Source organism: Sphingopyxis sp. QXT-31 (genome assembly GCF_001984035.1).
Lineage (GTDB): Bacteria > Pseudomonadota > Alphaproteobacteria > Sphingomonadales > Sphingomonadaceae > Sphingopyxis.
Map to the genome: position 1 here is coordinate 3,628,574 of NZ_CP019449.1, position 24,996 is coordinate 3,653,569.

Here is a 24,996-nt window from a genome sequence, read left to right on the forward strand (position 1 = left end):
GACGAGGCTTAGGCTTGCCCGACCGGCGCGATATCGCCGGCCTGTTCGGCGGCGATCTGCTGCGCCTGCTGCTGGAAAAGGCCGTGGAAATCGATCGGCTCGAGCAGCAGCGGCGGGAAACCGCCGTCGCGTACGACGTCGGCGACGACGCGGCGCGCGAAGGGGAACAGGATGCGCGGCGCTTCGGCGAGGAAGAAGGGCTGCAGCTGGTCTTCGGGGACGTTGCGCACGCCGAACAGCCCGGCATATTTCAGGTCGACGACGAAGGCGGTCAGGTCGCCCGACTTCGAGGTGATGTCGATCTTCAGCGACACTTCGAACAGATTGTCGCCGACATTGTCGGCGCCGATGTTGAACTGGACGTCGATCTGCGGCGCTTCCTGCACCTGGTAGATCGCCGGTGCGTTCGGATTTTCGAACGACAGGTCCTTCACATATTGCGAGATCAGGCCGATCGCGGGGCTGTTGTCCTCGCCGTTGCTCAGCGTTTCGGGGGTGAATTCGGGCGTCGTTTCGTCGGCCATGACTGTGATGCTTTCCCTGTATCGAATGAAAGGGCCCGCGCTTCCGGATCGGCCCGATCCGGCGGTGCGGGCGGTTGCCGGGGCGCTTAGCAGCGCCGGGCGGGCAGCACAATGGGCGGTCTGGGGGCGCGCAAGGCAACCGGTTCCGCGCACCGGACGTTGACCTGAGGCATGGCTGCGGCCATGGAGATTTGAAACATGGCCGCCGATAGCCTATGTATCGGCCAAGACTTTCCCAAAGACCGCATTGGACTCCAGCCCGTGACAGCCATTTCGATCGTCCTGCTCGCCATGATCGCCGCCTTCCTCGGCATGCGGCTCTATTCGGTGCTCGGCAAGCGCACGGGGCACGAGCAGGAGCCCGTACTGCCGCGCCGCGACGAACGCGCCGCTCCCGCGCCGCTGCGCATCGACGACCCCGAAGCCCCGCCGTCGCCGCAGGGCGGCAGCGCCGACACTTCGGGCCTCGTCTACGAACCCGCGGCCGAGGCCGGGCTGCGCCAGCTGCTCGCGGCCGACCGCCAGTTCGACGCCGGCCGCTTCATGGAAGGCGCCGAGGCGGCCTATCGCATGATCCTCGAGGCCTATTGGGCCGGCGACCGCGAGACGCTGCGCGATCTCTGCGACGCCGACAGCTACCAGGCGTTCGCCGACGCGATCGACGCGCGCGAGGCGCGCGGCGAGCGCCTCGACAACCGCCTCGTGCGCATCGATTCGGCCCGGATCACTGCGGTCGAGCTGTCGGGCGGCGAAGCGCGCGTCACCGTCCGCTACCGGGCTGACATCAGCGCGGTCACACGCGATGCCGATGGGAACATGATCGCGGGCTCGATGATCGACGCGACCGAGACCAACGATCTGTGGACCTTCCGCCGCCGGCTCGGCAGCGGCGATCCCAACTGGCAGCTCGACGAAGCCGAATCCGCCTGACGTCGATGCCCGGCCCCGTCTCCACCAGGGCGCTGGGATTCGCCCTCCTCGCCAGCCTGCCCGCACTGTCGGCCTGTTCGTCGGTGATCCCCGATGCGGGCAGCGGGCGCGTCGAAACGACGCCGCGCCCGGTCCCCGCGCCGACCCACGCCCCGACGTCCAGCGCGCCGACCGGCCCGACGCGCCCCTACACGCCGCGCCCGTCCGAAAGCGGCAGCGCCGCGGCGAAACCGATCCCGGCGACGCCCAACCCGGTGCTCGCCGCCTCAGCCGTACCCGCGGGCGCTACTACCGCCGCCGAGGCGGGCGTGGTCGCCGGGCCCGAGTTCGACACGCTGGGCGTGACCTCGTCGCAGGCCAGCGCCGCGCTTGCCGCCTATCGCCTCAGCTGCCCCTCGGTGACGCGCCGTGCCGACGTCAGCGGGCTGACGCAGAACGCCGACTGGAACGAGAGCTGCAACGCCGCGAAAAACTGGCGCGACGATGATGCATTGGCCTTTTTCCAGCGCTATTTTGGCACGGTGCAGGTCGGCGCGGGCACCGCCTTTGTTACCGGCTATTACGAGCCTGAGATCGCCGGATCGCGCACCAGGCGCGCGGGCTACGACGTCCCCGTCTATCGCCGCCCCGCCGACCTGGTCGATGTCGACCTCGGCCAATTCTCCGACGAGCTCAAGGGCAAGAAGATTCGCGGCCGCGTCGATGGCAGCAACCTCGTGCGCTATTACGACCGCGCGGCGATCGAGCGCGGCGCGCTCGAAGGGCGCGGGCTCGAAATCGCCTGGGCGGCCGATGCCGCCGAATTCTTCTTCCTGCAAATCCAGGGCTCGGGGCGCCTGCGCCTTCCCGACGGCGGGGTGATGCGCATCGGGTACGACACGCAGAACGGGCGCGACTATGTCGGCATCGGCAAATTGCTCGCCGACCGCGGCGAACTCAAGCCCGGCCAGACCTCGATGCAGGGCATCCTCGATTATCTGCGCGCCGACCCGGTGCGCGGCGCCGCGGTGATGAACGAGAACCCGAGCTGGGTCTTCTTTCGCGAGATCACGGGTCCGGGGCCGCTGGGTGCGCTCGGCGTGCCCGTCACCGGTCGCGCCAGCGTCGCCGCCGATCCCAAATATACGCCGCTCGGTGCCCCCGTCTTCCTCTCGCTCGACCGCGCCGAGCCCAACGGGCTGTGGATCGCGCAGGACACGGGCGGTGCGATCAAGGGCGCCAACCGCTTCGACAGCTTCTGGGGCGCCGGCAACGACGCGCGCGCGATCGCCGGCGGCATGTCGGGCCGGGGCTCGGCGCTGCTCCTCTTGCCGCGTACCAGCATCGCGCGCCTGATCCGGCGTTGATATGGCCCGCCGGCTCGCCCCCGACGAGTCGGCGCTCTGGCGAAAAGTCGCGGCGACGGTAAAGCCGCTGGCCAAGACACCTGCTCCGCTCGCCCCCGCCGCCCCGCCGACGGTCAAGCCGCCCAAGCCCCAGCCGCGCGTTACGGCGTCGCCCGCCGCCCGCCCGCCGTCGCCGGTCCCCCCGCCACGCCGCACGCACAGCGCCGCGACGCTGGACGGCCATTGGGACCGCCGCCTGCGCAAGGGGCTCGTCCGGCCCGACATGAGCATCGACCTGCACGGGCATACATTGGCCTCGGCGCAGGCCTTGCTCGACGAGAGCATCCACCGCGCGCTGATCCGCGGCGCGCGCGTGCTGCTCGTCGTCGCGGGGCGGCTGCGCCCCGGCGCCGACCGGCTACCGGTGATGCACGGCGATCCCCGCCCGCGCGGCGCGATCCGCGCCTCGCTCCCCGACTGGCTCGCTTATTCGCCCTATGCCGACCAGATCGTCGCGCTTCGCCCGGCGCATATCAGTCACGGCGGGGCGGGGGCGGTCTATGTGATCATGCGGCGAGGTCGCGAGGATTAGGCCAGCGCGCGGATCAATATCCCGCGATAGATCGCCGCCAGCTTGTGCAAATCTGCGATCGCGACCGCCTCGTCGAGCTTGTGCATCGTCGCATTGGTCAGCCCGAACTCGACCACCGGGCACAGCGCGTGCAAAAACCGCGCGTCCGATGTGCCGCCCGTCGTCGACATTTCGGGCATGATATCCGTCTCGGCATGGATCGCCTCGGCGACCAGCCCCGACAGATCGCCCGGCGGCGTGAGGAAGGCTTCGCCCGAAATCTTGCCGAGAACCTTGGCTTTCGGTTCGACTTCGCGCGCGATGCGCTCGATCATCGCGACCAGGTCGGCGCCCTTGTGCTGGTCGTTGAAGCGGATCGACAGCCGCGCGCGCGCCGACGCCGGGATGACGTTGGTCGCGCCATTGCCGACCTCGATATCGGTGAATTCGATGTTCGACGGCTGGAACCAGTCGTTGCCCTCGTCCAGCACCACCGCGTGGATCGCCGCCAATATCTTGACCAGCTTGGGGATCGGATTGTCGGCGAGGTGGGGGTAGGCGACATGCCCCTGCGTGCCCGGCACGTCGATCCAGATATTGACCGACCCGCGCCGCCCGATCTTCACCATGTCGCCGAGACGGTTCACCGAGGTCGGCTCGCCGACGACGATCATGTCGGGCGCGACGCCGCGGCCCGCCATATGCTCCATCAGCGCGCGGGTGCCGAAGATCGCGGGGCCTTCCTCGTCGCCGGTGATGATCAGGCTGATCGTCCCGGCCTCGACCGGGGTGGCGGCCGCGGCGGCGGCGAACGCCGCGATCGAACCCTTCATGTCGACCGCGCCGCGACCGTAGAGCAGATCGCCGCGCACTTGCGGATCAAAGGCATCGCCGGTCCAGCCGACGCCGGGCGGCACGACGTCGAGATGCCCGGCAAAGCCGAAATGCCGCGGTCCCTTGCCCTTGCGCACCGCGAGCAGATTCTCGACCGGCCCGTCGGGCTCGATCCCGTCGATGAAACGCTCGACGGTGAAGCCGAGCGGGGTCAGCGCCGCCTCGAGCACGTCGAACACCGCGCCGGTGGCGGGGGTGACGGAGGGCGCCGCGATCAGCGCCTTGGCGAGGTCTACGGGGTCGATACGGTGCGTCATCCCTGCCCTTTACGCCCGCGCGTGCCGCGAAGTCGAGGCTTTGCATTATGTGCCGATTGTGCGAAACAAAGGCAGAACATGAAGCAGGACTGCCCCATGCCCAAGCTCGATCTCGATGCCATCCCGCAAACCAATGCGACCGGCTATCCCGCGCCCTATGACGCGGCGGTGCAGGGCCGCTGGTACCGCCGCCTCGCGCCCGTCACCGGGATCAGCGATTTCGCCGCGAGTCATGTCGTGCTCAAACCCGGCGCGATGTCGTCGCAGCGCCACTGGCACGACGGCGAGGACGAGATGGTGATCATGATCGCGGGCGAGGCGGTGCTCGTCGAGGACGACGGCCGCTGGCCGATGCGCCCCGGCGACATCGCGGTGTGGCCCAAGGGCAGCACCAACGGCCATCATCTGGTCAACGAATCGGACGCCGACTGCATCCTCGTCGCGCTCGGCGGCGGCAAGAAATACGACACCGGCGGCGGCTATTCGGACATCGACATGCTCTTTACGCCCGACGGCTATTTCCACAAGGACGGGACGCCCTATCCGACCAAGCGGATTCCCTAATCGATCCGGAACCCCGTCATCACGAACTTCGCAGGCGCGGTGGCGTAAACCCCGTGGCCGCGCGCGTTCGACGAGCCGAACACCAGCCCGATGCGCTCGACATCGGCGAGCGCGTCCTCCAGCGCTTCGGGGCTGTGCGCGGCGGGCTGGCCGAGCACCGAGATCCACTGCGGATCGTCGAGGCTCACGCTGATTTCGCCCACACCGGGCGCCAGCTCGCGCACCGTCGCGGCGGGCGCGTACCAGCGATAATATTGATAGTGGCCGCGCGCGTTCCAATTGTCGCCGCGGCGCTGGAGGTAGAGCGACACCGTGCCCGCGCGGTCGGGGTTCGCCTGCGGCACGAAGCGCGTCCCCGGCTTGGCATCGACGCGGTAGCGCACGGTGATCCGCGATTTGCCCGCGAGCGAGCCGGGGCGGAAGGTCACATAATGGACATGCCCCGCGGCCTTGCTGCCGACGGGGAAGTCGAAAGACCAGCCGCCACGCTCGGGCCGCGGCGCGAGCGGCATGCCGACCGAATAATTCTTGCCTCGGATGACCGGGCCAATTTCCCAATCGCTCGCGGGCGCCGCGGCGGCGGTGATGACGACCGCGCCGAGCGCGAGGGCGGAGGCGAGAAGGATCTTCTTCATGCCGCCTTCTTACCGCCTGCGGGGCAGCGCGGGCTGAACGCCGCGTTCATCGCGGCGACATTTCAGCTATCGGCTTTTTCGAACTGCTCGATCACCCAATCCTCGGCCTGCGCGCCGCCGATCCATTCCTGCATGCACGGGTGGCTGATCACCGCCTGGCAATAGGGCACGGCAAAGCGCGGCAGCGGGATCGAGTAAGTGATGAAGCGCGTCACCACCGGCGCGAACATGATGTCGGCCGCCGACCAGTCGCCGAACAGGAAATCGCCCTCGCCGCCGAAGCGCGCGCGCGCCTCGGCCCAGATCTGGACGATGCGCACGACATCGGCCTGCACCTCGGGCAGCAGCTCGGCCGCCGGGTAGATGCGGCGGATGTTCATGCTGTGGTTTCGGCGCAGCGCCGCGAAGGAGGAATGCATCTCGGCCGCCATCGACCGCGCCATCGCGCGCGCCGCCATATCCTCGGGCCAGTATCCGCGCGTCCCACCGGTCTTTTCGTTGAGATAGTCGATGATCGCCAGGCTGTCCCAGACGACGATATCCTCGCCGTCCCACAATATCGGCACCTTGCCCCCCGACGGCGCGAACTCGTCGCCCTCGCGGCGGTTCGACCAGTCCTCGTCGTAGAGCGGCACGGTGACCTCTTCGAAGGGCAGCCCGCTATGCTTGGCGGCCAGCCAGCCGCGCAGGCTCCAGCTGGAATAGGCCTTATTGCCGATGAACAGTTTCATGCGATCTCCCTGCCCCCTCCCTCAAGGGGAGTGGAGCGAAAGTCAAACCTCGACCGCCTCCAGCACCGCGGTGCGCAGTTCGGCGATGCCCATGCCCTTCTCGCTGCTCGTCACGATCACCTCGGGATGCGCCGCGGGATGTTTGCGCGCCTCGGCCTCGGTCTCGGCCAGCACGCGCGCCAGTTCGGTCGCTTTCACCTTGTCGGCCTTGGTCAGCACAATCCGGTAACTCACCGCCGCTGTGTCGAGCATCTCGAGCACGTCGCGGTCGACGTCCTTGATCCCGTGGCGGCTGTCGATCAGCACGAGCGTACGCTTCAGCACCTGCCGGCCGCGGAGATAATCGTTGATCAGGAAGCGCCATTTCTTGACGACATCCTTGGGCGCCTTGGCGAAGCCGTAGCCGGGCATGTCGACCAGCCGGAACACCAAGGGCGATCCGACGTCGAAATAGTTGAGCTCCTGCGTCCGCCCGGGGGTCACCGAGGTGCGCGCCAGCCCGTTGCGATTGGTCAACGCGTTGAGCAGCGACGACTTGCCGACGTTTGACCGCCCTGCAAAGGCGATCTCGGGCATCGACGGCGCCGGCAGATGTTCCAGCGCCGGCGCCGATTTCAGAAAGGCGATCGGCCCCGAAAACAGCTTGCGCGCGCGCTCGGGGCGCTCGGGATCGGCCCCGGGCCCAAGCTGGTCGGCTGGCTGGTCGTCGCTCACTTCGCCGCCGCCGCCTTCAGCGCCGGGAATTTGCGGTACATCCACTGTTGCTGCGCGATGGATAGCACGTTGTTCGTGATCCAGTAGAGCAGCAGGCCCGCGGCGAAGGGCGCCATGATGAACATGAACATCCACGGCATGATCTTGAACACCTGCGCCTGCACCGGGTCGGTCGGCGGCGGGTTCAGGCGGAACTGCAGCCACATGGTGATGCCCAGGATCACCGCCATCACGCCGATGCTGAGCAGCGACGGGGGGGTGAATTTGAGGAGGCCGAACAGATTGAGGATCATCGCCGGATCCTGCGCCGACAGATCCTTGATCCACAGCGCGAACGGCTGGTGCCGCATTTCGATCGTCAGCATCAGCACCTTGTAGAGGGCATAGAAGATCGGGATCTGGATCAGGATCGGCAGGCAGCCGGCGAGCGGATTGATCTTCTCGTCCTTGTAGAGCTTCATCAGCTCCTGCTGCATCTTGGGCTTGTCGTCCTTGTAGCGGTCCTGCAGCGCCTTCATCTTTGGCTGCACGACGCGCATCTGCGCCATCGACGCGAACTGCTTGTTGGCGATCGGGAACATCAGCAGGCGGATGATCAGCGTCAGCACCATGATCGCGACGCCGAAATTGCCGAGCTGGCGGAACAGCCAGTCGAGCAGCTTGAAGATCGGCACCGCGAAGAATTCGAACCAGCCCCAGTCGATCGCGTTCGACAGGCGGGTAATACCAAGGTCGTCCTGATAGCGCTCGAGCGTCGCGACTTCCTTGGCGCCCGCGAAGATGCGGCTGGTCGTCGTGATCTGGCGGCCGGGGGCGAGCTGCACCAGCTCGCTGGCAAAGGCCGCCCGATAGCTGGTGTTGCCCAGCGCGTTGAACGCCGCCGACACCTTTTCGCCCTTTGCCGGGATGACGGCCGCGAGCCAATATTTGTCGGTAAAGCCCAGCCAGCCGGCCGACGCATAGGAAATCGTGCGGCTCGGCGCATCGTCGAGCTCGCCATAATTGGTGAAGTTCGACTTGGCGTCGAGATAGCCGGTCGGGCCTACGTGGATCGTCCAGCTGTCGACCTCGTGCGGGTCGGTCGGGATGCCGGTGCGGTCGATATAGGTGCCGCTGCGCACGACGACCGGCGCGGTGCCCGCATTGACCACCGTCTGCTTCGCGGTGATCAGATAATTGCTGTCGATGCTGTAATCGATGCGAAAGGTCTGGCCGGTCGGATTCGCCCAGCTCAGCGACACGGGGGTCGTCGGGGTCAGGCGCGTGCCGCTCGCGGTCCACAGCGTCGTCGCGGTCGGGACGGCGATGCCCTGCGCCGACCAGCCGGTGGTCGCGAAATAGGCGCCCTTGGTTCCGGCGGGCGCGAACAGGCGCACCGGCGGCGCGTCCTTCTTGATCGTCTGGCGATATTTGGTGAGCGTGATGTCGTCGATGCGCGCGCCGACCAGGTTGATCGAGCCCTTGATCGTCGGCGTCTCGATCGCGACGCGCTGGCCCTCGGCGAGCACGGTTTCGATCGGGCGAATTGCGGCAACCGCCGGAGCGGCGGGCGCGCCCGGTGCTGCCACCGTTCCCGCGACGGGCGGCACGCCGTCGGGCGTCGCTGCGGGGGCGGGACCGGTCGCCGGGGCGCCGTTCGTGCCCGCGACCGTCTTGGTCACGTCGGGCTTGGCCGGGGTCGGGAAGAATTTATCCGACACATAGCCCCACCCGAACAGAATCGCCGCCGACAGCAGCAGGGCCGTGATCCAGTTACGCTTGTCGTCCACGCTCTTTGGTCTCTCTTCGTCTGAAAATGTCGGAGGAATTTGGTCTACGGAACCGGGTCATGCCCATGACCGCCCCACGGGTGGCAGCGCAATAGCCGCTTTGTCGCGAGCCAGCCACCCTTGATCGCACCATAGCGTTGCAGGGCGGTGATGGCATAAGCGCTGCACGACGGCTGATAGCGGCATGTCGGCGGCAGGATGCGCGACGGGCCGAGTTGCCAGCCGCGCGCGATGAGGATGAGCAGCCGGGCGATCATAAGAAAAGCCCGGAAAACCGCGCAACTTCATTCGCGATTCGCGCTTTTCTTTCTTCGTCACCCCGGACTTGATCCGGGGTCCCGCTCAGCGACGGCGACCAGCGGGACCCCGGATCAAGTCCGGGGTGACGTGGTGAAACGGCGGCGAGGGCGTTCATTTCGCCAGCTTCTTCGCAGCGCGGGTCAGCGCATTGGTCAATTGCTCGCCCAGTTCGGCAAAGACGATGTCGTTGCCGCCGGGGCGGCCGATAAGGACATGGTCGGCGCCCGCGATCCCCGATTCGGGCAGCGCGGCGCGGCACAGCGCGCGCAGCCGGCGCTTCATCCGGTTGCGCGTGACGGCGTTGCCGACCTTCTTGCTGACGGTGTAGCCGATGCCCATCGTAACATCGTGATCGTCGCGCACGCGGACGAGCAGTACGAAGCCGGGCATGGGAAAGCGAAGGCCGCGGTTGGCGGCCAGAAATTCGCTGCGTTTTGAAAGCGTTCGCACCAGCTTAGCCGGTGCAGCGTCAGCGATCAGGCCGACAGCTTCTTGCGGCCCTGGGCACGACGGTTTGCGAGAACCTTGCGGCCGCCAACCGTTGCCTTGCGGGCGCGGAAACCGTGGCGACGGGCGCGCACGAGGTTGCTCGGTTGAAAGGTACGCTTCATCGCGGTTGTCCCTAATTCTCGTCAAAGGCTTTAACAGAAAAGGGCCGCCAAACGTGGGCGGCCACTGATGGGGGCGCGAATAAGCAGGATTCGGGCGAAAGTCAATTGTCATCGCGGCGGTCGGGCGCGGTGACGTTAACCTCGGTCTTCAGCGCTTCGCGCTCGCGCCGCCGCGCCGCGCTCGCCCGCCGCATCACGCGGTCGGTCCAGCCGGCGTAGCGCGGGTGGCGGCGCTTGAAGCGGACATAGATGCGTTTCGCCCAGGCGCTGTTCTGGAGGCAGAGCATCAGCCCGACGGGAAAGACGATCAGGAAGCCGGGGCCGGGCAGCGGGCCGATCAGCACGCCGGTGATCATGAGCAATATGCCGAGGCAGAAGAGCGCGAGCCGCACCTGCGCGGTCGATCGCAATCGCTGGTAAAGGCTGCGCTTTGCCATGCGGGGCGATGTGGGGAGGGAGGCAGCGTGTTGCAAGCGTAAAGCAGCCGACCTCCCCCTCGATGGGGAAGGCAGCGAGACTTACGACCTTGTTCGTTAGTCGCAGCGGTGGGGGTGAGCTCTCGGCCTGAGGCGAAGGGTGCAAGGACGCCCCATCACCCTCATCCAACTTCGCCTAATGCCTTCGGCATAAGGCTGCGTATCCTTCTCCCATCAAGGGAGAAGGAATGCGGTCAGTTCAGCGCCACATATCGCGCCATGTCGTCGCGCGTGAGGTAGGTGACGTCGTCGAACGGCGTCGCGTTGGTCATCGCGTAAAAGGCCCGCGCCTTGGCGTCTTCGAGGCCCATTTCGCGGTAAAGCCCAAGATATTCGGCGTGCACCGGGTCGCTTGCGGGATAGTCGCGCGCCTCGCGGCCATATTCGTCGGCCCAGCTGTGCACCCCGAACTCGGCGTCGGGGGCGGCGCTGCGCTTGACCCCCGCCATCCACAGCTCGACCGCGCCCGAGCGCACCGATCCGCCCGCGGGCACCACCGTCTCCATGCCCTGGCGGCGGATCGCGCGGGCGAGGATCAGGTTCGCATCTTCGTCGAGGCTGCCGGGACAGTCGATCATCTCGAGCCGCTTCAGCGTCGGATGCGCGGCGAGCATCGCGGCGAACTGGCGCGGGGTCGCGCTGTCGACGTCGCCCGCCATGCGGACGGTGGTGGCGTCGATCACCGAGAAGGGCCCATAGACCGCCTTGGCGCGGCCGAGGGTTGCGAGATGCGCCGAGGGGGCGTAGCGCCGCGTCGCGACGCCCGTGTCCTCGGCATCCTCGTCGCTCGCGACCGCCTCGTCGTCGAGCAGCGCGGCGTCTTCGTCGATGAAGCTGCCGTCATCGTCGCCACCGTCCGAATAGCTCCACGTGATCGTCGTGGTGACGGTCGTGTGCCCGGCCTGCTGCGCCTTCGCCGGCGCGAACGCCAGCACCGACGCGAAGAGTGCGACGATCAGCGTACGGACGAGGGCGGAGGCCGAAATCATGCCTCCGCTCTCGCGCGTGCGCGCTTGCCAATTGGCAAAGCGGCACGGTAAGCGGTTCATTAACCAGAGGGTGGCCGTGCCATTTCGGGACGGCGCTTGCGGAGAGGTTAATCGCGGTCCGGCGCGCCGAGCGGGAAATAGGCGCGGTAGGGGCGCGCTTCCTCGACGCAGCGTGATACCGACGGGTGCGCGAGCAGCCGCGCGCGGTATCCGCGTAAATTTTCGTATTTTTCGTCGATGCGGTGCACCCAGTCGGCGTAGAAGAGCGACGGCGCCGAGGCGCAGTCGGCGAGGGTGAAGCCATGGGGCGTCGCCCAGCCGCCGCCCGCCAGTTCCTTGTCGAGCCAGGCGTAGATCGTCTCGAGCTTCGCCTTCGCGCCATCGACGATCGACGGGACATGCCCGTCGGGGCCGCGGATCGCGTCGTTCACGACATGTTGCCCCTGCGCCATCACATGATGGTCGAAGATACGGTCGAAGAAGCGGACCTTGAGCGCCGCGTCGGGATCCGCGGGGATCATCCGCGGTTCGGGGATCAGCCGGTCGAGATATTCGATGATGATCGAGGTCTCGAAATATGGGACGCCGTCGTGGACGATCAGCGGAAATTGCCCGACCGGCCAATGCGCCCGAAGCTCGGGCATATGGTCGGGGACGGCCGGATCGACGTTGCGATAATCGAAGGCGATGTCTTTTTCGTAGAGGGCGATCAGCGCCTTCCACGTGTAGCTCGAGAAGGGGTGGCCATAGAAGATCAGCATCAGCGGTTTTCCTTGCGCGTCAGCCAGGCGAGCGGCCAGCCGACGAAGAAGATATGCGGGAAGAGCGCGACCGCGCCCTTGACGAGGTCGGTGGGCGGGAAGGGCGAGCCGAAGCGGAGCGGCAGCACGACGGCGTTCATCACCAGATAAAGGATCAGGCCGTAGATGGTTCCGCTGAGCCACCAGGGCCGTTCGGCCAGTGCGAGTTTCGCGCGCACCGCCCAGAACCAGAAGGCGACCATCGCGCCCATGATCGCGAAGTGGGTCGCCAGCCCCGCAATATCGCCCGCAATGCCCCATTGGCGCGCGCCGTCGCCGAAGGGCCCGCTTGCGACCGCGTGGAGCATCGACGAGACGGTGCCGCCCTGCACCACGCTCGACGCCGCCGCATAGACGATGTCGAGCGTGCCGCAGAGGGCCCAAGCAAAAAGCGCCGGGTTACGCCGCGCCAACGGTTTCGCCTTTCAGCGCCGCCTCGATCGCGGCGATGTCGATCTTCTTCATCCCCATCATCGCATCCATCGCGCGCTTGGCGGCGGCGCGGTCGGGGTTGGTCATCGCGCGGGTCAGCACGCGCGGGCTGATCTGCCAGTTCACGCCCCATTTGTCCTTGCACCAGCCGCACATGCTCTCGGCGCCGCCATTGTTCACGATCGCGTTCCAGTAACGGTCGGTCTCTTCCTGCGTATCGGTGTTAATCACGATCGAGAAGGCTTCGTCCTGCTTGAACGCCGGGCCGCCGTTGATCGCGATGAAGGGGATGCCCATCACGGTGAATTCGACCGTCAGCACGTCGCCTTCCTTGCCGTCGGGGAAATCGCTCGGCGAGCGCGTCGCGGCGACGAACTCGCTGTTCGGGAAGGTCGCGGCGTAGAATTTCGCCGCGGCCTCGGCGTCCTTTTCGTACCACAGGCACATCGTCACGGGTTCGGTTCCGTTGCTCATTTCGTCTCTCCTTCGTGCTTCGGGGATTATTTGCGCGGGCCGACGAAGCCGATGGGCGCGCCCTGCGGATCGATTGCGTTCATCGCATATTCGCCCCCGGGGATTTCCATCGGTTCGTTGGAGATCGTGCCGCCGTTCGCCGCGACCGCTTCGCGCGCGCGGTCGATGTCGTCGACCCCGATGTAGAAATTCCACGCCGGCACCGGATAACCCTCCATCAGCGGCATCACTGCGCCGAGGCCAACGTCGCCGCGCTGGATGAAGCGATAGGCGCCGAGCTCGCCCATCGGCATCTCGCCCTCCTGCCCCCAGCCGAAATGTTTTTTGTAGAAGGCGATCGCGGCGTCGGGGTCGCTGGTGGCGAGTTCGTTCCAGCGGACGCGCTGCGGCTGGTCCACTGAAACGACGTCGCTCTCCATGCCTTCGGAGCCCGGCGGCGGGACGGGGTCCATGATATAGAAGGGCGCGCCCTGCGGGTCGGTGACCATCGCGATGCGCCCGACGGGGATGTCCATCGCGCCCATCTGCACCGCACCGCCATCGGCGGTGATCGCCACGATCGCGGCATCGACGTCGTCGACGTGGAGATAGCCGAGCCAGATCGGCCGCGCGCCGCCCGCTTCCATATCGGCGGTGAGCGCGAGCACGCCGCCGGCATTGCCGCCGTCGTCGCGGACGATCATCCGGTAATCGACCCCGCCCGCGGTCGCTTCGCCGCTGTCGGGAATCTTCCAGCCTACCACGGCGCCATAGAAATCGGCGGCGCCACTGGGATCGCTGGTCATCAGTTCGTACCAGATGAAGTTCGATGCTGCATTCATCGTCTCTCTCCTCGCTTGGGTCAGTGAGTTTGGCGGGGGAACCGGTCGCCACGCCTCTCGGGGATCATCGCGCATATCCCCTCGTCTTTTCGATCGGGGGCGCGCGGAAGCCCATCGCGGCCCATGCGGTGAGCAGCCGCCACATGAACTTGCCCGACGGCGATTTGTAATTGGGGATGTCGTCGGCCAGTTCGACGCCGGCGGGCCGGTCGCCAACGATCGTGCGCATCTCGGGCTTCGGGCGGTCGGCCTCGGCGAGGCGCGCCGAATAGATGCTCAGCCAATGCCCCTTGGTGAATTCGAGGGCGACGGGCGCGTTGCAGCAGCGCGCGACGAAGCGCCGCGTGGGCGAATCGGGCTTGAGGCGATGTTCGTCGAGCCGGTCGGACCCCGACAGCCAGCGGAGCCGGTCCTTGCGCATCAGCAGATAGGGCGTGCCGCCGTCGGCGCCGAGCGTACCCGGCACGCCCGGCAGCGCATCGAACGCCGCCCCGGCGGCCTGACAGCTGTGGCAATAGCAGGTCGCCGCGACGATCGGCGGACCGGCGAGTTCGAGCGTCACCGTGCCGCACGAGCAGGATGCGATGCGCTTTTCCTTGAGATCCGTTTCGGTCATCGGAACGCTCCTTTCGATCCTCCCTGTGGCGAAGCCATGGGGAGGTGGCAGCGCGAAGCGCTGACGGAGGGGCCATGGCGCGAGGTCACTGCCCCTGCACCACCGCCTGCGGCGGCGGTCCCCCTCCCCATGGCTACGCCACAGGGAGGATTAGTGGTTACGCCATCACGATCGGCTCGAAGCCGCCGTAGATCATGCGCTTGCCGTCGAAGGTCTGGTCGTTCGGATCATGCTGCATCCGCTCGTCCTTCATCATCTTTTCCCAGCCGGCGGTGCGCGTTGCCTTGTCGGGCCATTCGACCCAGCTGTAGACGACCGTTTCGCCGTCCTGCTTGTGGGCGGCGCGGTTGTAGTCGGTGACCGTGCCGTCGGGGACGTCGTCGCCCCACGCCTCGACCACGCGCGTCGCGCCATAGTCGCGGAACACCTGCGACGCCTTTTCGGCCATCGCGCGATAGGCTTCCTTGTTGGCGTCGGGGACGGGGACGACATAGCCGTCGGCATAGCCGGTGCTGCCTTCCGCGCGGTCGTCGACGATCGATTCGAAGCCGCCGATGATCATGCGCTTGGCGTCGAAGGGCATCTCGCCGCCCATCGCCGCCATGCGCGGGTCGCTCATCATCTTCGCGTTCGCGGCGTCGCGCGTCGCCTTGTCGGGATATTCGAACCAGCTGAACACGACGGTCTCGTCGTCCTTCGCCTGGACCGCGCCCTTGAAGTCGTTGACCTTGCCGTCGGGGACGTCGTCGCCCCAGCATTCGACCATGCGCGCGACCCCGAATTCCTTGAACAGCGGCGCGGCGTCGGCGGCGTGCTTGCGATAGGCTTCCTTGTTCGCGGTGGGCACCGCGACGACAAATCCTTCTACATAGGTCATCTTGTCTCTCCTTGGGGGTATGGGAGGGGGTGGATCAGGCGGCGGGCGGTCCCGCTTCTTCGCTGAAGGCGGCCAGCTGCGCGTCCATTGCGCGCTGGAAGGCGGGACGCGCGAGGCAGCGGTCGAGATAGGCCTGCAGCTTGGGCTGCTCGGCGATCAGCCCGGCCTCGACGGCTTCGCGCAGCACGGTGGCCATCGCGATGTCGGCGACGCTGAACTCGTCGGCGAGATATTCCTTGTCGCCCATCGCGTCGTTGAGGCGGCCGAGCCGGCCCTGGATGAACTCGATCAGGCTGGGGCGGCGCAACTGCGCCCATTCCTCGTCCTTGGCGAAGATGTCGACATTGCCGAGCTCGAACAGCATCGGCTCGACGCTGTTATAGGCGGCGAACAGCCAAGCGAGCGTGTTCGCGCGCGCCTGCGGGTCGCGCGGCATCAGGCGCGCGTCCTTTTCGGCGAGATGGAGCAGGATCGCGCCGCTTTCGAACAGGCGGATGCCGCCGTCGTTGAGCACGGGCACCTGGCCCCACGGCTGGAACAGGAAATGGTCGGCGGGGCGGTTGATCGCGCTGATCAGATGTTCGGCATAATCGAGCCCGATCTCCTCGCACGCCCAGCGCGGGCGCAGGTCGCGGACGAAACCGCGCGCGAAGTCGGGAACCCAGTCGAAGGCGGTGACCTCGATATTGGCATTGGGATTGACGGACATGATCCTCTCCTTTGATCGCGTCGTGTGGGGGGGGCGGGGTGTCAGAAAGCGGGCGGCGGGGGCGCCTTGTCGTCGAGGAAGGCGGTGACCATCGCCGCGATCGCCGGCGCCTCGGCCATGATGCCGATGTGCGACGTCGCGGGCAGGATCGCGAGCCGCGCCTTGGGCGCTTCGGTCATGAAGCCCTGCAATATGGTCGGCAGGTCGTAACCGCCGCGCAATTTGAACAGCGCGATCGTATGTTCGAGCGTGGTGCCGTCATTGTCGCCGGCGATGACCATCGTCTTGCCCTCGATCGCGCGGATCCCGTCCTCGGACCAGGTGAAATCGGTCGCATCGAGCGCCTTGATCTCGTTGACCAGCGTGGGAAAGGCGTCGGGCGTCGGCGACAGCGCCTTATACCCGCTTTCCATCGGCGAGCCCGCGAAGATTTCGGGCGTCAGGCTCGCGATGCTCTTGATGAGTTCGGGCGGCATGCCGTCGAGCCGGTAGGCGCCCGAGATGATGACCTGCTTGCCGGTCCGTTCGGGGTGGAGCATCGCGACACGCAGCGCGGTCGCGGCGCCCATCGAATAACCGAGCACATCGGCCTTTTCGACCTTCAGCGCCGCGAGGACGCCCGCAGCGTCGTGCGCCATCTGGTCATAGCTGAGGCCGCCCGGCGCATCGCCGGTGCGGCCGTGGCCGCGGGCATCGATCGCGATCACCGGCCGCGTCGCCGCCAGCGGCGCGATCAGCGGTGCCATCGCGTCGCCCGACATGAAGGCGCCGTGCAGCACCAAGAGCGGCGTGCGGTCCGAGGCCAGGTCGCCATGGATCTGATAATAGATGCGCGCGCCGTCGACCTCGGCATAGCCGGTCTTGGCGGCCGCCGAGACCGCGGCGGGGGCGGGGGCGGGGGTCTGGGCGTGCAGCGCCGCGGGGGCGGCGGCCAGCAGAGTCGCGGTGGCGAGCAGGGCCCGCGCGATGGCCGGGGCGCGACGGCGGAAACGGGGCAGCGAGGGGAAAGCTGTCATGGGACTGTTCCTCTTGATCTTGTGACGGAGTCTAGCTCCGCTTGCCTTTGATCCAGGCGACAAGCGACATGGCGTGGCCGTGGCCGAGGTCGTAATCCGCCTTCAGCCAGTCGATGATCGCGCCCGCCTTGACCCCGGGGGCGAGCCCCTGGTCGTCGGCGAGGCCCTTTTCGATCGCGATGGCCTTCAGCGCGTCGGGCGACCGGCCGGTCTTGGCCTCGACATTGTCCATATAGGCCTGGAAACTCATGCCGCGGCTCCCTTCGAAAAGGGGATCAGCGCGCGGACGCGCGGATCGCGCAGCCATAGCCCGCCCCACAGCATCAGCCCGAGATAGACCCCGAACAGGCTGTGGCTGAACAGCGGGCTGTTGATGCGGACATGCGTTGCGATCGCGCCGCCGAGATAGCCGGTGATCAGGATCGCGCCGAGGATCGCCGTCGGGCGCCAGATGTGCAGCAACGTCGGGATCAGCAGCAGGAGCCCAAGCATATACATGGTGCCGACCTCGAGCGGCCAGCCGAGCCCCGGCGGGCTATATTTGATCGTGGTCTCGGGCGAGACGAGCTTGAGCCCGGCGTCGAAGAGGAGGAAGAGGATCACCAGCCCGCTCAATATGCGGCCGGTCATCAACTGACCCTTGGTGGGGACTGCATCGGTCACGCTCTTCCTCCTCCCGGGTCTGGCTCAGGCCGCGGCTTCGGCGGGTTCGCCGGCGGGGATGGCGGTCGGGTCCATCCACATCACTTCCCAGATATGGCCGTCGGGATCCTCGAAGCTGCGGCCGTACATGAAGTCGCCATATTCCTGGGTCGGGGTCGGATCGGCCTTGCCGCCCGCGGCGACCGCCTTGTCGACCTGCGCATCGACGTCGGCGCGGCTGTCGGCCGAGACGCAGAGCAGGACCTGCGCGGTGGTGTGCGCGTCGGGGATCGCCTTCGAGGTGAAGGTCGCCCATTTTTCGTGCGTCAGCAGCATGACGTGGATCGAACCCTCGGTCACCACCATGCAGGCGGCGGTCTCGTCGGTGAAGGCCGGGTTGTTGACCGCGCCGACCGCCTCGTAAAAGGCCTTCGACTTGGGCAGGTCGGTGACCGGCAGGTTCACGAAAATCATCTGGGGCATCTACTCTCTCCTTTGGGGGGGTGGGGGTTCGTTAGTCAGCGTCGGCGGCGCGCGGCCGCAATTACCTGTCGCATCAAGCCGCGCCTCCGCGTCCGAACAGCATCCGGACATAACGCTTCAGATGGGTGACGGTGCCGCGCGCAATCGCCGGGTCGTTCGTGGTCTTCGCCAGGACGAAGGCGCCCTGCAGCACCGACTGGACATGCTGGGCGAGGCCGATCGCGCTGACGTCCTCGGGGGCGCCGTACAGATCGATCGTGGCCTGGATGTCGGGGGCGAGCGCCTGGCAATAGGCGTTGATGCTCGCCTCGCACGCCGCGCGGATGCGGTCGCTGGTCGCATAGGCCTCCTGCACCATCGTGCCGACGAAGCAGGTATAATCCTCGGTCGGGCCGTCGAGCATCGCCAGGCGGAAATCGATATGGCCGAGCAGCCGGTCGAGCGGATCGTCGAGCCGGTTGTGCGGCGCGAGTTCGAACATCGGCCGCGCGCGTTCGGTCCAGCCCTCGGCCGCCGCGACGGCGAGCGCTTCCTTCGACGCGAAATGGTGGAAGAAGGCGCCCTTGGTGACCCCCGCGACCGCGCAAATCTCGTCGACGCTGGTCGCGGCATAGCCCTGTTTGCGCACCGTGCTGTGCGCCGCAGCGATCAGCGCGGCGCGCGCGCTGCCACGCGGAGCCCGGCGCGGCGCTTGGGTGTCGGAGGGAGGGCGATTCGTCGTCGTCATGCGAATCAACATACCGACTGGTTGGTATGTTGTCAAATGTGCAATCGGGGGTGCGAGAAATGCAGGGTGGGTGGGGCGGTTTTCGGGCGATTATGGACGAACCGCCCTATAAATCCCGTTCGTGTCGAGCGAAGTCGAGACACGCGAAGGCAGGCGCTCCCTGAGGGTGTCTCGACTTCGCTCGACACGAGCGGAAAGTGAGGATGGTTTCTAATCCACCCCAAAGCCGCCGCCGATCGATCCGCTATCGATGCAATCCTCGAAAAAGACTCGACCTTCCCGCCGCTTGGCGTAAAAGGACGCGGGGAACAAAGCGGGCACATCGGTCGAAAGCCGGGCCCGCCGGGGGGTCTATGGTCGCGATCGTTTCCACCGTCGCCTATCTCGGCATCGACGCGCGCGGGGTCGAGGTGCAGTGCCAGATCACGCCGGGCGTGCCGCGCTTCGTCGTTGTCGGGCTACCCGACAAGGCGGTCGGCGAAAGCCGCGAGCGCGTGCGCGCCGCGATCGCCGCGATCGGCCTGTCGCTGCCGCCCAAGGTGATCACCGTCAACCTGTCGCCCGCCGACCTGCCCAAGGAGGGCTCGCATTACGACCTGCCGATCGCGCTCGCGCTGCTCGGCGCGATGGGGGTGATCGATCCCGAGACGCTCGCGTCCTACGTCGTGGTCGGTGAGCTCGGGCTCGACGGGCGCGTCGCGTCCTCGCCCGGGGTGCTGCTCGCCGCGATTCACGCCGCGAGCGTCGAGCGCGGGCTCGTCTGCCCCGCGGCGCAGGGGCCCGAGGCGGCGTGGGCGGGGCAGGTCGAGGTGCTCGGCGCGCCCGACCTCCTGTCGCTGCTCAACCATTTCCGCGGCAGCGCCCTGCTCGCCGCGCCGGTGCCGGGCGAGGTCGAAGCGCCCGTGCGCGGCGCCGACCTCGCGCAGGTCAAGGGGCAGGAAACCGCGAAGCGCGCGCTCGAAATCGCCGCGGCGGGCGCGCATAATCTGATGATGTCGGGCCCGCCCGGCGCGGGCAAGTCGCTGATGGCGGCGTGCATGCCGGGCATCCTCCCCGACCTCACGCCCGCCGAGGCGCTCGAAGTCTCGATGATCGCCTCGGTCGCGGGCACGCTCGAGGGCGGGCGGCTCGTGCGTGCGCGGCCCTTTCGCAGCCCCCATCATTCGGCGTCGATGCCTGCGCTCGTCGGCGGCGGGCTGCGCGTGCGTCCGGGCGAGGTCAGCCTCGCGCATCTTGGCGTGCTGTTCCTCGACGAACTGCCCGAGTTCCAACGCGCGGTGCTCGATTCGCTGCGCCAGCCGCTCGAGACGGGCGAGGTGAGCGTCGCGCGCGCCAACGCGCATGTCACCTTTCCCGCGCGCGTCCAGCTCGTGGCAGCGATGAACCCGTGCCGCTGCGGCCATTTGGGAGACCCCGCGCTCGCGTGCAGCCGCGCGCCGCGCTGCGCCGCCGACTATCAGGCCAAGCTCTCGGGGCCGCTGCTCGACCGCATCGACCTGCACGTCGAGGTCGAGGCGGTGCGCGCCGCCGACCTCGTGCTCCCGCCCCCCGCCGAGGGCAGCGCCGAGGTCGCCGCGCGCGTTGCCGCGGCGCGCAATGTCCAGACCGCGCGCTACGCCGAACACAAGGCGCGCACCAATGCCGAGATCGACGGCGAGCTGCTCGAGACGGTCGCGACCCCCGACGAACCGGGGCGGAAACTGCTCGCGCAGGCGGCGGAGGCGATGCGGCTCTCGGCGCGCGGCTATACGCGCATATTGCGCGTTGCGCGCACCATCGCCGACCTCGCAGGCGTGGACAGCGTCGGGCGCATCCATGTCGCCGAGGCGCTGAGCTATCGGCGGCAGGCGCCGCGCAGCTGATGCACGATATCGTGTTCGACACAGTGATCATCGAATGGCGCGGCCCCGCGCCCTTCCTCTTCGCGCCGGTGCCCGACGACCATGTCGGCGAGATCCGCTATGCCGCGCTCTCCGAAAGCTATGGCTGGGGCGTCGTGCCGGTGATCGCGACGATTGGTTCGACCGAGTTCGCGACCTCGCTCTTCCCCCGCGACGGCACCTATCTGCTGCCGGTGAAGGTCGCGGTGCAGAAGGCCGAAGGCGTCGGGCTCGGCGACAGCGTGCGCGTCGCGATGCGCGTCGGTCGCCGGTGAGGCGGAAAAGCGCGCGCGATCATGGTAAAGATTTTCCAACCTATTGCTGCGATAGCCGGGGCATGACCGTCTTGCGCGATCCCCTGGCGAAGCTCTGCGGCCGGCTGATGCTCGGCCTGGCGCTGCTGCTGCTCGGCTTTGCCGCGGCGCCTGCGCAGGCGGTGACGCTGAACGGCGAGGGCAGGCTCTGCCATGCGGTGAGCGGTTCCGATGTGCCCGACGGTAGTCTCGAATCGCTGCGCTATGCCTGCGCCGGCACGCCCGAAGGCTATCATCGCGGCAGCCTGTGGCTGCGCACCGATCCGGCGAAGGTGGTGCTCGCGCGCGGCGACCTCGCCTTGCTCGTCCACCAGACGCGCTTCGACCGGCTCGCGGTCGCCTTCACCTACGCCGACGGACAGACGCGCTGGCAGCAGGTGCGGCAGGGCGATTATGGGTCGCACTGGCGCGCGGGCGGGCAGATCCTGTTCGAGGCGCCGGAGCGCAGCGCGAAGCTCAGCAGCGTGACTCTGCGCTTCGACCGGCTCGCGAGCTATGGATTGATGCGCGCGCGGCTGCTGCCCAAGGGCGAGGCGGTGGTGCAGTCGACCGGCATGGCGGTCGGCGTCGGCGCGGCGCTGACGTTGCTGCTCGTCAGCGGCATCTACAGCCTGTCGCTCGCGGTCGCGGTGCGGCGGCAATATCTCGCGTGGCAGGCGGGCTGGTCGGCGACGATGCTTGTCTGGGGCGCGCTCTGGTCGCAGGCGCATCTCGCGCTCTTCCCCGGCCTCGCGGGCACGGTGTCGGCGCAGCTAGCGACCCTGCTCGCCTGTTTCGCCATCGCGGTCGCCACCGCGAGCGCGGTGCTGGCGATCGAGCGCAGCGTCGTGCCGCGCTGGCTGCGCACGGGTGCGCTGTCGCTCGGGGCTATCGTCGGCGTCATCGGCATCCCGCTGGCGCTCATCCGCAGCGATAGCCTCGCCGCGTGGGGCAATGTCCTCGGGCTGCTCGTCGTCACCGACCTGATCGCGGTGGCGCTCTGCCTCGGCTGGGCGTGGCGCCGCGGCTCGGTTGAGGCGCGCGATTTTCTCGCCGCCTGGTGCCTGCCGATGGCGGTGCTCGCCTTCATCCATATCGTCGACGTCGACGACAGCGTGTGGGGCGGCGGATCGAAATTGCTCGTGCTCGCCGCGGCGACGTGGCAGGCGCTGTGGCTGTCGGCCTCGGCGACGCGGCGGCTCGCGACGCTCCGCGTCGAGCGCGACAGCGCGCGCGAATCGGAGGCGCTGGCGCAGCAACTCGCGCGTCGCGACCCGCTGACCGGATTGCCCAACCGCCGCGGCTTCGTCGACAGCGTAACGCCCCTGCTCGAACGCGCGCGCGCCGAGGACCTGCCCGCGGCGCTGCTGCTGGTCGACATCGACCGCTTCAAGTCGATCAACGACATCCACGGCCATGACGCGGGCGACGCGGTGCTGTGCGAGATCGGGCGCCGCATCGCGCGCTGGGAGGGGACGATGTGCACCGCGGCGCGGCTGGGCGGCGAGGAGTTCGGGCTGCTCACCGTCGGCATGGACGGGATGGTGCTCGCGCGCTTCGCCGAGAGCGTCCGCCTCGGCATCGCTTCGTGCGACCATCGCGAGGTCATCGGCGAGCGCATCGTCACTGCGAGCGTTGGGGTCGCCGAGGTGCGCCCGGCGAGCGATTTCCAGCAGCTCTACCGCCTGGCCGACGAGGCGCTCTACGACGCCAAGCGCGGCGGGCGCGACTGCGTGGTCATCCAGCGCAGCAGCACGGCTGCGCCCGGCGAGCAGACCGACCGCGAGGCGATGACCTCGCGCTAATCGTCGCCGAGTTCGCTGCCGAGCTTCAGCACTTCGCGGCCGTCGATCATCTCGATCCGATAGGCGGGGTTCGCGGCCGACCCGTTGCGGACGATGCGGCTGCCCTTGATGATACGTTCGACGCGGCGTTCGAAGCGCTCGGCGATGCGGCCGCGCCCTTCGCCGCGTCCCCACGCCCAATGGACATGGTCGCCCACGGAAAATCGATTATCTGCCATCGTCCGCGAACGCAGCAGCGTGATCGCGGGTTGCGTCAGATGCCGAGCGAGGCCTTATTCTCGACGACCTCGAGCGGCGGCGGTGCCTTGGCGACGCCCGCGCCGTGGCGGCGGTGCGACAGCTTGCCGTCGATCTTGCCGCCATTTTCGATCGTGATCGTTTCGTAGACGACGTCGCCGGTGATCCGCGCGGTGGCGTGGACGATCAGGGTCTTCGCCTCGATCGAGCCGTCGACGAGGCCCGCAATCTTCGCGGTCTCGGCGACCACCGCGCCCTTGATCTCGCTCGCCTCGCCCTGGACGAGGTTGGCGCATTTCAGGTCGCCCTCGATCTTGCCGTCGACGTGCAGGTCGACGGTCGCCGAGACATTGCCGGTGACGACCACGTCCGATCCGAGGATCGAAAAGGTCGTATGACGCGCGCCGGTCGCCATCTTAGCGGGCGGCACTGGCGACGGAACCGACTCGCTGTCGGGCGTCGTCTTTGACTTCGAGAACATCGGCTTTGGCCTCCAGAAAACGGCGGGGGTTGACCGCGACGCCGTTCAAACGAACTTCGAAATGCAGGTGGCTACCGGTCGAGCGCCCGGTCGAACCCATTTTGGCGATCTGTTCCCCGGCCGCGACCTGCGTTCCCACCCGCGTGGTGAACCCCGACAAGTGCGCATAGCGGGTTAAGATACCCTGACCATGATCGACCTCGACGACATTGCCGTAACCCGACTTCTGGCCGACGAACACGATCTTGCCCGGCGCGGCGGCGAGGATCGGGGTGCCGATCGGGCCGCGGAAGTCGAGGCCGGCGTGCATCGCACCCGCGCCGGTGAACGGATCGCTGCGATAGCCGAAGCCCGACGACATCATCATCACGTCGGCGGGGTTGCCCGAGGGCACCGCGACGAGCGTGCGCTCGAGCACTTCCATGCGGAACAGCGCGCCTTCGAGCTTGGCGAAGGACGGGCCGAAGGCCTTCGCCTTGCCCATCTTGCCGCGGTACGGGATGAAGGGACCACCGCGGCCGGCCGCGGCGCTGCGGACGAGGCCCTTGGGGTCGAGCCCGAGCGCGGCCACCGCGGTCTCGGCCTTGGCGGCGCGGTCGTTCACGGCGGCGAGCAGGCGGCCCGCGAAGGCTTCCTGCCGCTGTTCGAGGCGCGCGAGCGCCTGCGCCTCGGGGGGCAGGCTGGGGTCGATCGCGCTGGTTTCGAGCGCGGCGGGTTCGGCCTTCGGCTCGGGGGCGGCCGCGCCTTCCTCGGCGGTGACCGCGTCGGCCTCGACCCCGAAATGCACCTTCGACCATTCGTCGAGCTGGTCCTGCCGCTCGGCGAGGTCGGCGGCGGTTTCGGCGACGCTGTCGCGATATTTTGCGATCCGCGCCAAGTCGGCGGCCGCGGCGGCCTGCTGCTGCGCCACCGCGGCGCGCTCGCCCGAGGTCAGCAGCTGGTTGACCAGCACCGCCAGCGTCGCGCCCGCCCAGGCGAGCAGCACCGCGGCGGCGATGAGCGCGACGCGCTTCTGCCATTTGGCGCTGATACGAAGGAAACGCACCTGACCGTGCGTGCGGATGAAGATTTCATGGTCCTGAAACAGCGCGTTGAAGCGCTGGCGCCAATGGCGCAGGCCCGTCGATTTCGATGACAAGTGGCGACCCCATCTTGTTATTATGTGGAGCCCTCCGCCCCGAATGATGGGCGCCTTAACAGGAGTCCGGGCGACTCGCGAATCCCGCGGCGACGACTCGCGCCGAGTCGAAAGGGGGATGCGGTGAACGGTGTCAGAGACCCGCAACGCTGCCATTTTGGGGCGATTTCGCGCCGAATCGCCCGTTAATCCTCCCTGTCGCACAGCGATGGGGAGGTGGCAGCGCGGAGCGCTGACGGAGGGGCGATAACGCCGACGTCGATGGCCCCTCCACC

The 24,996-nt window shown here is 67.7% G+C and carries 33 protein-coding genes; 7 read left to right on the top strand and 26 right to left on the bottom strand.

What is annotated here, in order from left to right:
• Positions 1 to 8: 8 nt before the first annotated feature.
• On the bottom strand, positions 9 to 524 hold the full coding sequence (secB, locus tag BWQ93_RS17425) for a protein-export chaperone SecB (protein WP_077031597.1): 516 nt from the start codon (positions 522 to 524) through the stop codon (positions 9 to 11).
• A gap of 291 nt (positions 525 to 815) precedes the next feature.
• Here secB and BWQ93_RS17430 point away from each other — a divergent pair, with 291 nt between their 5' ends.
• The 3 genes from BWQ93_RS17430 to BWQ93_RS17440 are packed head-to-tail and all read left to right on the top strand — an operon-like array spanning position 816 to position 3,371.
• A complete protein-coding gene (locus tag BWQ93_RS17430) occupies positions 816 to 1,454 on the top strand; it encodes a Tim44/TimA family putative adaptor protein (RefSeq protein WP_077032506.1) in 639 nt (212 codons plus the stop codon).
• A 5-nt stretch (positions 1,455 to 1,459) separates the two neighbouring features.
• Positions 1,460 to 2,800: a murein transglycosylase A gene (locus BWQ93_RS17435; protein WP_077031598.1), complete on the top strand. Its 1,341-nt coding sequence runs from the start codon at positions 1,460 to 1,462 to the stop codon at positions 2,798 to 2,800.
• 1 nt (position 2,801) lies between these two features.
• Positions 2,802 to 3,371: a Smr/MutS family protein gene (locus BWQ93_RS17440; protein ID WP_077031599.1), complete on the top strand. Its 570-nt coding sequence runs from the start codon at positions 2,802 to 2,804 to the stop codon at positions 3,369 to 3,371.
• On the opposite strand, the gene dapE is transcribed toward BWQ93_RS17440, so the two are convergent.
• A complete protein-coding gene (dapE, locus tag BWQ93_RS17445) occupies positions 3,368 to 4,501 on the bottom strand; it encodes a succinyl-diaminopimelate desuccinylase (protein ID WP_077031600.1) in 1,134 nt (377 codons plus the stop codon). The two genes, BWQ93_RS17440 and dapE, sit on opposite strands and share 4 nt — an antisense overlap.
• Positions 4,502 to 4,597: 96 nt before the next feature.
• Here dapE and BWQ93_RS17450 point away from each other — a divergent pair, with 96 nt between their 5' ends.
• Positions 4,598 to 5,065: a cupin domain-containing protein gene (locus BWQ93_RS17450; RefSeq protein WP_077031601.1), complete on the top strand. Its 468-nt coding sequence runs from the start codon at positions 4,598 to 4,600 to the stop codon at positions 5,063 to 5,065.
• Here the strand turns inward: BWQ93_RS17450 and BWQ93_RS17455 are convergent.
• From BWQ93_RS17455 to BWQ93_RS17555, 21 genes are all read right to left on the bottom strand, one after another.
• Complete coding sequence (locus tag BWQ93_RS17455) at positions 5,062 to 5,700, bottom strand: hypothetical protein (protein WP_077031602.1); 639 nt, start codon at positions 5,698 to 5,700, stop codon at positions 5,062 to 5,064. The genes BWQ93_RS17450 and BWQ93_RS17455 overlap by 4 nt on opposite strands.
• Positions 5,701 to 5,762: 62 nt before the next feature.
• Complete coding sequence (locus BWQ93_RS17460) at positions 5,763 to 6,431, bottom strand: glutathione S-transferase family protein (protein ID WP_077031603.1); 669 nt, start codon at positions 6,429 to 6,431, stop codon at positions 5,763 to 5,765.
• Positions 6,432 to 6,473: 42 nt separating this feature from the next.
• Entirely contained in the window at positions 6,474 to 7,145 is a 672-nt protein-coding gene (gene yihA, locus BWQ93_RS17465) for a ribosome biogenesis GTP-binding protein YihA/YsxC (protein WP_077031604.1), read from the bottom strand.
• Complete coding sequence (gene yidC / locus BWQ93_RS17470) at positions 7,142 to 8,914, bottom strand: membrane protein insertase YidC (protein ID WP_077031605.1); 1,773 nt, start codon at positions 8,912 to 8,914, stop codon at positions 7,142 to 7,144. Before yidC ends, yihA begins: the two co-directional genes overlap by 4 nt.
• A 44-nt stretch (positions 8,915 to 8,958) precedes the next feature.
• Complete coding sequence (gene yidD / locus BWQ93_RS17475; RefSeq protein ID WP_077031606.1) at positions 8,959 to 9,171, bottom strand: membrane protein insertion efficiency factor YidD; 213 nt, start codon at positions 9,169 to 9,171, stop codon at positions 8,959 to 8,961.
• Between the two features lie 154 nt (positions 9,172 to 9,325).
• On the bottom strand, positions 9,326 to 9,664 hold the full coding sequence (rnpA, locus tag BWQ93_RS17480) for a ribonuclease P protein component (RefSeq protein ID WP_077031607.1): 339 nt from the start codon (positions 9,662 to 9,664) through the stop codon (positions 9,326 to 9,328).
• 26 nt (positions 9,665 to 9,690) lie between these two features.
• Positions 9,691 to 9,825: a 50S ribosomal protein L34 gene (rpmH, locus tag BWQ93_RS17485; protein WP_037517054.1), complete on the bottom strand. Its 135-nt coding sequence runs from the start codon at positions 9,823 to 9,825 to the stop codon at positions 9,691 to 9,693.
• A 101-nt stretch (positions 9,826 to 9,926) separates the two neighbouring features.
• A complete protein-coding gene (locus BWQ93_RS17490; protein ID WP_077031608.1) occupies positions 9,927 to 10,262 on the bottom strand; it encodes a PGPGW domain-containing protein in 336 nt (111 codons plus the stop codon).
• Positions 10,263 to 10,495: 233 nt separating this feature from the next.
• Positions 10,496 to 11,290 carry an alpha/beta hydrolase gene (locus BWQ93_RS17495; protein WP_077031609.1) on the bottom strand — a complete coding sequence of 265 codons (795 nt, stop codon included), beginning with the start codon at positions 11,288 to 11,290 and terminating at the stop codon, positions 10,496 to 10,498.
• 107 nt (positions 11,291 to 11,397) lie between these two features.
• Positions 11,398 to 12,051, bottom strand: coding sequence for a glutathione S-transferase family protein (locus BWQ93_RS17500; RefSeq protein ID WP_198040415.1), 654 nt, complete (start codon positions 12,049 to 12,051; stop codon positions 11,398 to 11,400).
• Positions 12,051 to 12,503: a hypothetical protein gene (locus BWQ93_RS17505; protein WP_077031610.1), complete on the bottom strand. Its 453-nt coding sequence runs from the start codon at positions 12,501 to 12,503 to the stop codon at positions 12,051 to 12,053. Before BWQ93_RS17505 ends, BWQ93_RS17500 begins: the two co-directional genes overlap by 1 nt.
• Positions 12,490 to 12,996 (bottom strand): VOC family protein, encoded by a 507-nt coding sequence (locus tag BWQ93_RS17510; RefSeq protein WP_077031611.1) that lies wholly within the window; start codon positions 12,994 to 12,996, stop codon positions 12,490 to 12,492. The genes BWQ93_RS17505 and BWQ93_RS17510 overlap by 14 nt, the downstream gene beginning before the upstream one ends.
• A 26-nt stretch (positions 12,997 to 13,022) precedes the next feature.
• Positions 13,023 to 13,817, bottom strand: a complete 795-nt coding sequence (locus tag BWQ93_RS17515) for a VOC family protein (protein WP_077031612.1) — start codon at positions 13,815 to 13,817, stop codon at positions 13,023 to 13,025.
• Between the two features lie 64 nt (positions 13,818 to 13,881).
• Complete coding sequence (locus BWQ93_RS17520; protein WP_077031613.1) at positions 13,882 to 14,433, bottom strand: GFA family protein; 552 nt, start codon at positions 14,431 to 14,433, stop codon at positions 13,882 to 13,884.
• A gap of 157 nt (positions 14,434 to 14,590) precedes the next feature.
• Positions 14,591 to 15,310: a DUF1428 domain-containing protein gene (locus tag BWQ93_RS21530; RefSeq protein ID WP_077031614.1), complete on the bottom strand. Its 720-nt coding sequence runs from the start codon at positions 15,308 to 15,310 to the stop codon at positions 14,591 to 14,593.
• A 34-nt stretch (positions 15,311 to 15,344) separates the two neighbouring features.
• A complete protein-coding gene (locus BWQ93_RS17530; protein WP_077031615.1) occupies positions 15,345 to 16,019 on the bottom strand; it encodes a glutathione S-transferase family protein in 675 nt (224 codons plus the stop codon).
• A 41-nt stretch (positions 16,020 to 16,060) separates the two neighbouring features.
• Positions 16,061 to 17,035 (bottom strand): alpha/beta fold hydrolase, encoded by a 975-nt coding sequence (locus BWQ93_RS17535; protein WP_083720998.1) that lies wholly within the window; start codon positions 17,033 to 17,035, stop codon positions 16,061 to 16,063.
• 31 nt (positions 17,036 to 17,066) lie between these two features.
• Positions 17,067 to 17,285 carry a DUF4287 domain-containing protein gene (locus BWQ93_RS17540; protein ID WP_077031616.1) on the bottom strand — a complete coding sequence of 73 codons (219 nt, stop codon included), beginning with the start codon at positions 17,283 to 17,285 and terminating at the stop codon, positions 17,067 to 17,069.
• Positions 17,282 to 17,698 carry a DoxX family protein gene (locus BWQ93_RS17545; RefSeq protein WP_198040416.1) on the bottom strand — a complete coding sequence of 139 codons (417 nt, stop codon included), beginning with the start codon at positions 17,696 to 17,698 and terminating at the stop codon, positions 17,282 to 17,284. Before BWQ93_RS17545 ends, BWQ93_RS17540 begins: the two co-directional genes overlap by 4 nt.
• A gap of 24 nt (positions 17,699 to 17,722) precedes the next feature.
• The gene (locus BWQ93_RS17550) at positions 17,723 to 18,160 is read right to left on the bottom strand and encodes a VOC family protein (RefSeq protein WP_077031618.1); all 438 of its coding nucleotides are present in this window, start codon (positions 18,158 to 18,160) and stop codon (positions 17,723 to 17,725) included.
• A gap of 73 nt (positions 18,161 to 18,233) precedes the next feature.
• Positions 18,234 to 18,887 (bottom strand): TetR/AcrR family transcriptional regulator, encoded by a 654-nt coding sequence (locus BWQ93_RS17555; protein ID WP_083721221.1) that lies wholly within the window; start codon positions 18,885 to 18,887, stop codon positions 18,234 to 18,236.
• A gap of 353 nt (positions 18,888 to 19,240) precedes the next feature.
• On the opposite strand from BWQ93_RS17555, the gene BWQ93_RS17560 reads away from it, so the two are divergent.
• The 3 genes from BWQ93_RS17560 (at position 19,241) to BWQ93_RS17570 (ending at position 22,865) form a co-directional block, all read left to right on the top strand.
• Positions 19,241 to 20,749, top strand: coding sequence for a YifB family Mg chelatase-like AAA ATPase (locus BWQ93_RS17560; protein ID WP_077031619.1), 1,509 nt, complete (start codon positions 19,241 to 19,243; stop codon positions 20,747 to 20,749).
• A complete protein-coding gene (locus BWQ93_RS17565; protein WP_198040417.1) occupies positions 20,749 to 21,042 on the top strand; it encodes a DUF1905 domain-containing protein in 294 nt (97 codons plus the stop codon). The genes BWQ93_RS17560 and BWQ93_RS17565 overlap by 1 nt, the downstream gene beginning before the upstream one ends.
• Before the next feature lie 62 nt (positions 21,043 to 21,104).
• Positions 21,105 to 22,865, top strand: a complete 1,761-nt coding sequence (locus tag BWQ93_RS17570) for a sensor domain-containing diguanylate cyclase (protein ID WP_077031620.1) — start codon at positions 21,105 to 21,107, stop codon at positions 22,863 to 22,865.
• Here BWQ93_RS17570 and BWQ93_RS17575 read toward each other — a convergent pair.
• The 3 genes from BWQ93_RS17575 to BWQ93_RS17585 are packed head-to-tail and all read right to left on the bottom strand — an operon-like array spanning position 22,862 to position 24,721.
• Positions 22,862 to 23,062, bottom strand: coding sequence for a DUF2945 domain-containing protein (locus tag BWQ93_RS17575; RefSeq protein WP_443029350.1), 201 nt, complete (start codon positions 23,060 to 23,062; stop codon positions 22,862 to 22,864). The two genes, BWQ93_RS17570 and BWQ93_RS17575, sit on opposite strands and share 4 nt — an antisense overlap.
• Positions 23,063 to 23,118: 56 nt before the next feature.
• A complete protein-coding gene (locus tag BWQ93_RS17580; protein ID WP_077031622.1) occupies positions 23,119 to 23,517 on the bottom strand; it encodes a bactofilin family protein in 399 nt (132 codons plus the stop codon).
• Position 23,518: 1 nt separating this feature from the next.
• Positions 23,519 to 24,721 (bottom strand): M23 family metallopeptidase, encoded by a 1,203-nt coding sequence (locus BWQ93_RS17585; RefSeq protein WP_083721002.1) that lies wholly within the window; start codon positions 24,719 to 24,721, stop codon positions 23,519 to 23,521.
• Positions 24,722 to 24,996 lie beyond the last annotated feature (275 nt).